This window comes from Kineococcus arenarius subsp. arenarius (assembly GCF_050871845.1).
Classification (GTDB): Bacteria; Actinomycetota; Actinomycetes; order Actinomycetales; family Kineococcaceae; genus Kineococcus.
The window spans coordinates 1-8,069 of record NZ_JBJLSE010000137.1; the positions used below are offsets into that span (position 1 = coordinate 1).

At 75.6% G+C, this 8,069-nt stretch carries 5 protein-coding genes; all 5 read right to left on the reverse strand.

Annotated features, from left to right (window positions below):
• Window positions 1-74: 74 nt before the first annotated feature.
• The gene (locus tag ACRYM0_RS19660; protein WP_432507540.1) at window positions 75-1,946 is read right to left on the reverse strand and encodes a phosphatase PAP2 family protein; all 1,872 of its coding nucleotides are present in this window, start codon (window positions 1,944-1,946) and stop codon (window positions 75-77) included.
• Window positions 1,947-2,121: 175 nt separating this feature from the next.
• Window positions 2,122-3,114 (reverse strand): LLM class flavin-dependent oxidoreductase, encoded by a 993-nt coding sequence (locus tag ACRYM0_RS19665; protein ID WP_432507541.1) that lies wholly within the window; start codon window positions 3,112-3,114, stop codon window positions 2,122-2,124.
• A 184-nt stretch (window positions 3,115-3,298) separates the two neighbouring features.
• Window positions 3,299-4,477, reverse strand: a complete 1,179-nt coding sequence (locus tag ACRYM0_RS19670; protein ID WP_432507542.1) for an aldose epimerase family protein — start codon at window positions 4,475-4,477, stop codon at window positions 3,299-3,301.
• 172 nt (window positions 4,478-4,649) lie between these two features.
• On the reverse strand, window positions 4,650-6,743 hold the full coding sequence (locus ACRYM0_RS19675) for an amylo-alpha-1,6-glucosidase (RefSeq protein ID WP_432507543.1): 2,094 nt from the start codon (window positions 6,741-6,743) through the stop codon (window positions 4,650-4,652).
• Window positions 6,740-7,891 (reverse strand): glycosyltransferase family 4 protein, encoded by a 1,152-nt coding sequence (locus ACRYM0_RS19680; protein WP_432507544.1) that lies wholly within the window; start codon window positions 7,889-7,891, stop codon window positions 6,740-6,742. The genes ACRYM0_RS19675 and ACRYM0_RS19680 overlap by 4 nt, the downstream gene beginning before the upstream one ends.
• Between the last annotated feature and the right edge of the window lie 178 nt (window positions 7,892-8,069).

An 8,069-nucleotide genomic window follows, 5' to 3' on the forward strand; every position in this document is an offset into this window, starting at 1 on the left:
GTGATCAAGGAAGTTGCAACTTCCTTGATCACCGCGGGTGTGGGGGGCGGGGCGCCCGGAGCCGGGGCCGGGGGTCAGGCGGTGGCGAGCAGGCGGACCGAGACGCCGTCGCGGGTGGGGACCAGCTCGGCGCGGCCACCGCCGGCGACCTCCACCGCCGCGAAGCCGCCCCGCACGCGGCGGGCGCGCAGCACCGGGCGCTCCTCGCCGACGGCCCAGCCGCCGGCGGCAGCGGGGTCGATCCGCAGCACGGCGCCGTCGTCCAGCACGGCGGTGCCGCGCACCTGCAGCGGTACCTCGCCACCCGTGGCGGGCGCCACGTCCAGGACCGCACCGGCGGCCTGGGACCACTCGCCGCGCACCTGCGCACCGCACCCGGCGGCGACGCGCAGCGCACCCGCGGCGACGGTGACGTCCCCGCGGCCCAGCGCGCTCGGCGAGGCCGCGACGAGGGTGCCGCCGGCCACGCGGGTGCCGCCCGTGAAGGAGTTGTCCCCGCTGAGGACCAGTTCCCCGGAACCGCGCTTGACGAGGTCGCCGCGACCGGTGATGTCGTTGCGCCACGCGTCGGCCGCGGAGAAACCGCCCGCGGCGGCGTCCATGTCGACGACCACGCTGGTGTCGAAGCGGCCGTAGCCGTCGGCGGCGGTGAACAGGTCCAGCCGTCCCCACAGCTCCGGGCCGTCCAGCACCGGGTACCCGGCGGGCAGCGCGGTGGTGCGCAGCACCTCCCGGCGCTGGGCGGCGCCGAGGTAGGGCAGGCGGGTCTCCAGCAGCACCTCGGCACCCTGCGGCACCACCATCGGGGTGCTCGGGCCGGTGCGCTGGAAACCGTAGGTCAGGTACTGCTGCACGAGCTCGCGGTTCGCCTCGCGGTCGCTCCACGGGTCCTGCCCGTCCCCGGAGCGGGCGAACGCGACGAGGCCGGTGGCGTCGGTGCCGGTGCGCTCCTGGAACCAGGCGGCCGCCTGCTCGCGGGCGGCCTGCTTCAGCACGGCGTTGGCGGGGTCGTGCAGCGCCGCCGCGGCCAGCGCGGTGGCCAGGACCCGGCCGCCGATGACGTCCAGCGGGGAGTGCATGCCGGTGACGATGCGGCTGTCGGACAGCTCGAAGGCGCAGGCGACGAGCTCCTGGAACCGCTCGGGCACCGCGTGGGCCAGGGCGAGGGCGGCCAGGTGGAAGGCGTTGGTGTGGCCGCTGGGGAATCCGCCGTCGTCGGCCGGGTCCTCACCGCGCTGGCGCAGCAGCTGCGGGGCGACCACGACGTCGGAGACGTAGACGGGGAACCCGAACTCGTCGACCGCCCCGGTCGGGACGACCTCGCTGTCGGCGTCCAGGCGCCACGGCCGCGGGTACTGGTAGGCGTTCTTGCTGGGGTTGCTGGAGGCGTACGGGCCGCGCACCGCGTTCACGAGCTGCGCGACGAACCCCAGCTCGGAGGTCTCCGAGCCGGCGCCGAGGGCCGAGCCGGCGGGCGCGTCGGCCGGCAGCTCGTCGCTGACCTTCTCCGGCGGGGTTCCGTCGGGGCCCTCGGTGATGCCGGTGACGGCCTGCGCCCCCTCCCGGTACAGCTCCGCGAGGGGGCCGAGGCCGGCGGTGACGGCGTAGCTCTGGTGCTGGCGGTCGTGGACGAAGGCGGTCTTGGCCTCCTCGTCGGTGCGCGCGCGCGTGACGTCGACGACGTGCTGCACGTTGGCGCGCAGCACCGCGCGGTCCAGGACGCGGCCGGTGTCCCAGGTGGGGCCGGTCTCCCACAGGTCGTCGAAACCGGACAGGATCCGCACCGCGGCGTTCGTCCACGGCGTGGTGTTCTCCGCGACGTTCGTCGTGTAGTGCTCGACGAACGGCAGCAGCGCACCGCTGGGTGCGGTCCCCGCGAACGCCGACCGCGCCCGGCCGAGGGGCAGCACGGTCGCGGCAGAACCGGCCAGCGCCAGGGTCAGCACGTTGCGACGGCTGACGGGACGAGGGACTGCGGGACCTGCGTGTACGGGCTGCCTCCGGGGCGCGTGGGAGCACCGGCGGTCGTCCACCGGCGGGTCCGCAGCCTGCTGCGGCCAGGTTCCCGCAGGGCGAACCCCGGGTGGCCGGTGGGCGAACGGTTCACCCTCGGCCGGGGGTTCAGGCGGTCGGGGTGAGCTCCACGGCCTCGGCGAGCAGTTCCACGGAACGCAGCCGCTCCTCGGTGTCGCGGGCCTGGTGGGCGACGATGAGCTCGTCGGCGTCGGCGCGTCGACGGAACTCCTCGATCTGCTCGCGCACCTGCGCCGGGGTCCCCACGGCCGAGCAGGACAGCATGGACTCCACGTGCATCCCGGCGGCCGAGGACATCAGCGCGTCCACCTCCGCCTCGGTGAACGTGCGCCCGCGCCCGAACAGCGACTGCGCGAACGTGCGGCGCACGTGCTCGAACGTCTGCTGCGCGCGCTCGGTCGTGTCGGCGGCGACGACGTTCACCCCGGCGATGACGTGCGGGGCGTCGAGGTCCTCCGAGGGGCGGAACTCACGCCGGTAGGTGGCGACGGCCGCCTCCAGGGCCTGCGGCGCGAAGTGGGAGGCGAAGGCGTACGGCAGGCCCAGGGCGGCGGCGAGCTTCGCGCCGAACAGCGAGGAACCCAGGATGAACAGCGGGACGCGGGAACCGGCGCCCGGGACGGCCTGGACCCCGGGGACGCGGGACTCGCCGGCGAGGTAGGCGCGCAGCTCCTGCACGTCCTGCGGGAAGCTCTCGGCGGAGGAGGGGTCGCGGCGCAGCGCGTACGTGGTGCGCTCGTCCGAACCGGGGGCGCGGCCGAGGCCGAGGTCGATGCGGCCGGGGTGCATCGCGTCCAGCGTGCCGAACTGCTCGGCGATCGTCAGCGGCGAGTGGTTGGGGAGCATGACGCCGCCGGCACCGAGGCGGATGGTGCTGGTGTGCGCGGCGACGTGGGCGATGAGCACCGCCGGCGCGGACGAGGCGATCGTCGGCATGCTGTGGTGCTCGGCGTACCAGACGCGCCGGTACCCGTACCGCTCGGCCTGCTGGGCCAGGGCGACGCTGCCCGCGATGCTGTCTCCGGCGGACCGCCCGGGGGCGATGTGGGCCAGGTCGAGGACGGACAGCGGCACGGACATGGGGGACGACCTCTCGCACGACGGGACGACGACCCTCCCCCGGCGCGGGGGTGGGCGCTCGCCCTGGTGAACCCCCGGCGCGGGCGGGGCATTCCCGCCCGCGCCGCAGGGGGGGCGGCCGGGAGCGAGGAGGGTGGTGCACGCGCGTCCCCGCGGCGCGGCGGCGCCGCGGGGACCAGTCGGCTCAGCGCGAGAGCGCGAACACCGTCGTGCTGCGGTACTCCTCGCCGGGGCGCAGCACCGTGGAGGGGAACGTCGGCTGGTTCGGGGAGTCGGGGAAGTGCTGCGTCTCCAGCGCCAGCCCGTCGCCCTGCCGGTACACCGAGCCCGACGTGCCCACCAGGGTGCCGTCGAGGAAGTTGCCGGAGTAGAACTGCAGGCCCGGCTCGGTCGTGGAGATCGTCAGGGTGCGACCGCTCGCCGGGTCGTGCAGGGTCGCGGCCTCCTCCAGCTCGTCCGCCGTCTCACGGTCCAGCACCCAGTTGTGGTCGTAGCCCTGCCCGAACAGGATCTGCTGGAACGGCTGGCGGATGCGCGCACCCACGGCGGTGGGGTCGCGGAAGTCCATCGGCGTCCCCGCCACGGCGTCGATCTCACCGGTGGGGATGAGGGTGGAGTCCACGGGCGTGTAGGCGTCGGCGTGGATCGTCAGCTCGTGGTCGTAGATCGTCCCGGTGCCCTCGCCCCGGAGGTTCCAGTACGTGTGGTTCGTGAGGTTCACGACGGTGGCGGCGTCGGTGGTGGCGGAGTAGTCCACCGTGAGCTGCGCGAAGCGGTCCAGGGTGTACGTGACCTCGGCGGTGAGCGTGCCGGGGTAGCCCTGGTCGCCGTCCGGGCTGACCAGGGTCAGCCGCAGCCCCACGACCTGGTCACCGGGCAGCGCCTCGGCGTCCCACACCCGCTTGTCGAACGAGTCCTCACCGCCGTGCAGGGAGTTCTGCCCGTCGTTGAGCGGGAGCTGGTGCTCGACGCCGTCGAGGGTGAACCTCCCCCCGGCGATGCGGTTGCCGTAGCGGCCGATGAGGGCACCGAAGTACGGGCCGGGGTTGTTCCCCGCCAGGTACCCCTCGAGGTCGTCGAACCCGAGGACGACGTTCTCGACGTCCCCCCGCTCGTCGGGGAACTCCAGGCTCTGGACGATCCCGCCGTAGGTGAGGATCCGCACGGTCACCTCGCCGTTGACGAGGGTGTACCGCTCGACGGCGGTGCCGTCGGGCAGGTTCCCCCACGCCTCGGTGGAGATGACGGGGCGCCGGAGGGGCGCCGCCGCCGCGCCGGTGGCACCGGCCGCGGTGCTCGCCAGCGCCCCGGCCGCGGTGGCGGCCAGCACGACGCTGCGTCGGGTGAAGGTGGGAGAAGGCATCTGGTCCCCTGTCTGAGCATCCTCGCTCGGGCAGCGGCGCCGCCGCTGCGGTGGCGCTCGGGAAACTAGGGGGCTGTCTGCAACGCTGTCAACGCACACCGTGACCGGCCCGGGGCGGGGCGCCGGCCGGCGCGCCGGTGCGGTCCGGGCCGGACCGCACCGGCGCACGGTTTCACCCGGCGCTGGCCGCCGGTTCCCGCGCGGGCAGCCGCCCCCCGCCGTCCACGTCGACGCGCTCCTCCCCCACCGTCAGGCCCGACACCCGCACCCGGCCCCACGAGGCCGGCAGCACCGGGTCGCTCTCGACCCGGGCGTGCGGGGCGCACACCCGCAGGCGCAGCAGCGCCGTCAGCAGGCCGATCGGGGTCGCGGCCGCCCACGCCTGCGGCGAGCAGGACGTCGGGTACGGCACCGGCACCGGCGACTCGGCGCGGTCGAAACCGCAGAACAGCTCCGGCAGGCGACCGCCCGTGGAGGCGCTCGCCGCGAGCAGCCCGGTCGCGACCCGCTGCGCCGCCTCCACGTGCCCGTAGCGGACCAGACCCGCCACGGCCAGGGCGTTGTCGTGCGGCCACACCGAACCGTTGTGGTAGCTGACCGGGTTGTAGCGCCCCTCCGTCGACGCGAGGGTCCGGATGCCCCAGCCGCTGAACATCGCCGGGGACAGCAGGTGCTCGGCGACCTGCGCGGCCTTGTCGGGGTCCGGCAGGCCGGCCCACAGGCAGTGGCCCTGGTTCGAGGCCAGCGCGTCCACCTGCTCCTTGCGGCCGTCCAGCGCCAGGGCGTAGCACCCGCGCCCGGGCACCCAGAACGCCTCGTCGACGGCGCGGCGGAACCGTTCCGCCTTCTCCTCCCAGCCGCGCGCACCGGCCTCGTCGCCCACCAGGGACGCCAGGTGGGCGCGGGCGGTGAGCGCCGCGTACACGTACGCCTGGACCTCCACGAGGGCGATCGGCCCCTCGGCGAGCCGGCCGTCGGAGAAGGAGATCGAGTCGGAGGAGTCCTTCCAGCCCTGGTTCAGCAGGCCCCGGTCCGTCTTGCGCCGGTACTCCACGAAACCGTCGCCGTCCAGGTCGCCGTACCGCTCGACCCACTCCAGCGCCCGGTCCGCCGCCGGCAGCAGCGCCCGGACCTCCTCCAGCGGCGCCCCCCAGCGGGCCACCTCGTCGAGGACGACGACGAACAGCGGGGTGGCGTCGACGCTGCCGTAGTACACGCTGCTGCCGCCGAGCGCCCGGTCGGCGTCCACCCCCAGCCGCACCTCGTGCAGGATCCGCCCGGGTTCCTCCTCGCTCATCGGGTCGACGCGCCGGCCCTGGTGGTCGGCGAGGGTCTGCAGGGTCCCCAGCGCCAGGCCCGGGTCGAACGGCAGCGCCAGCCAGCTCGTCAGCAGCGAGTCGCGGCCGAACAGCGCCATGAACCACGGCGCCCCGGCGGCCACCACGTCGGCGCCCGGCCGGCGCGGGTCGGCGATCCGCAGCGCCCCCAGGTCCAGCACGCTGCGCCGCAGCGCCTGCCCCAGCACCGGGTCCTCGCACTCCACGTCCGGGCTGGCGCGGCGGCGGTCGCGCATGCGCCGCGCGGGGGCGGCGGCCTCCACCGGCCGGTCCAGCGGGAACGACGTGCCGACCTCCCCCTCCTCGGTGGAGGGCAGCACCTCGACCGTGGTGGACCACTCCCCGTGCGCGGGGACGACCACGCGCCACACCAGGGCGCCGGGCAGCGCGGTGGCGCCCTGCCCGTGCACGCGCACGCCGCGCCGGCGGCTGCCGCGCGAAACCCCCAGCACCAGGTCCTCGCCCTGACCGCTGCGCTGCACGGGCGCGCGGCGGGCCACCCGGCCCTCCTTGACGTCGAAGAGGTCCGCGAAGTCGGCCTCCACCGACAGGTGCAGGGTGATGCCGGCCGGTTCGGTGCCGTGGTTGCGCACCACGACGTCCTCGCGCAGCCCGTCGGCGGCCATGCGGCGCCGCTGCACCACGAGCGTGGCGTCGGCCTGGCCCGGCCGCGGCGCGGCGCGCGTGGTGAACACCGCGGAGAACGGCTCCGGCACGGCCACGCTCAGCGGCTGCAGCGGTTCGTCGTCCAGCAGCAGCTGCCAGCCGGACACCACGCGGGTGTCCTGGAAGAACACCCCGTGCGGGCGGTCCGGGCGCATGTCGCCGGTGCTGTCGCTCACGCAGAACGAAGCGCCCTCGACGAGGGTGACGTCACCGCCGGGCGAGGCCGGGGGGAGCTCCTGCGGGGTTCCCGTCGCACCGGTCACGCCGACACCCCCCGCTCGCGCAGCCGGCGCAGCGACGGGCGCGGGGCGGTCAGGGCCCGCACGCCGCGCTGCCCCTCGACGATCGCGCGGAACAGCCGCTCGTACCCGGCGGCCATCACCGGCAGGTCGAAGTTCCGCTCCGCGTGCCGGCGGCAGGCGGCCGGGTCCAGGTCGGCGGCCAGCGACAGGGCGGCGGGGAAGTCGGCGAGGTCGCGCACCACCAGCCCGCTGCGGCCGTGGTCGACGACCTCCGGGACGCTGCCGCGCGGCAGCGCCACGACCGGTGTGCCGCAGGCCATCGCCTCGATCATCACCATGCCGAAGGGTTCCTCCCACTGGATCGGGAACGCCAGCGCGCGGGCGCTCGCGAGCAGTTCCCGCTTCAGGGCCGCGTCGGCCTCGCCGACGTACTCCGCGTCGCCGCCCAGCCGCGGGCGGACCTCCCGCTCGAAGAACTCCCGCTCGGCCGGCTCGCTGCGCTTGCCCGCCAGCACGATGCGCAGGCCGGCGGCGCGCGCGGCGTCGATCGCCAGGTGGGGGCCCTTGTCGGGGCTGAACCTGCCCAGCCACAGGACGTGGTCGTCCTTGTCGGCCCGGAACGGGAAGCTCGACACGTCGATCGCGTTGTGCACGCGCCCCACCCAGTTGATGCCGGGGTTCAGGCGCCGCTGCGCGTCGGAGATGGCGACGACGTCGACGCTGTCGCCCAGGGCGGTGAAGTACTCGCCCTGCTCGCCGTCGACGGGCCCGTGCATCGTCACGACGGTGGGCACGCGGCGGCCGCGCGCCAGCAGCGGCCCGGCGAGGCTGTGGTCGTGCACGACGTCCACGTCCAGCTCGGCCAGGGCGGCACCGGCGGCGGCGGCGTGGATCACCTCCGGCGCCGGGGTCCCCAGGCGCTCGGACGGGGGTTCGTCGAACACCCGCACGAAGCGGGCGGCGCGGGTGCGGTGGTGGCCGGAGCCCACGAGCGTCACCTCGTGGCCGCGCTCGGCCAGGGAGTCGACGAGGTCGGCCACGACGGACTCGATGCCGCCGTACCCGCGCGGCGGCAGCTCGAACCAGGGCGGGGCGACCACCGCGATGCGCAGGGCGTCGCGCGGCGGTCGGGCGGGACGCGGGATCGACGGGGCGTCGGAGACGGTCACGTTGTCCTCCAGCGACGGGCTCGGGGCAGCACGCGGCTGCCGCGGGTGGGTCGCTGACGGCACCACGGGGTGCGGTGCCGCAGCTCGGGGCTGCCGCGCCACGCCGCGCGGCGGGGAGGGTCGCGCACCGGTGCGCCGCCCCGGCGGGCGACCCGCGCGGCGGCGACCGCGCTCACCG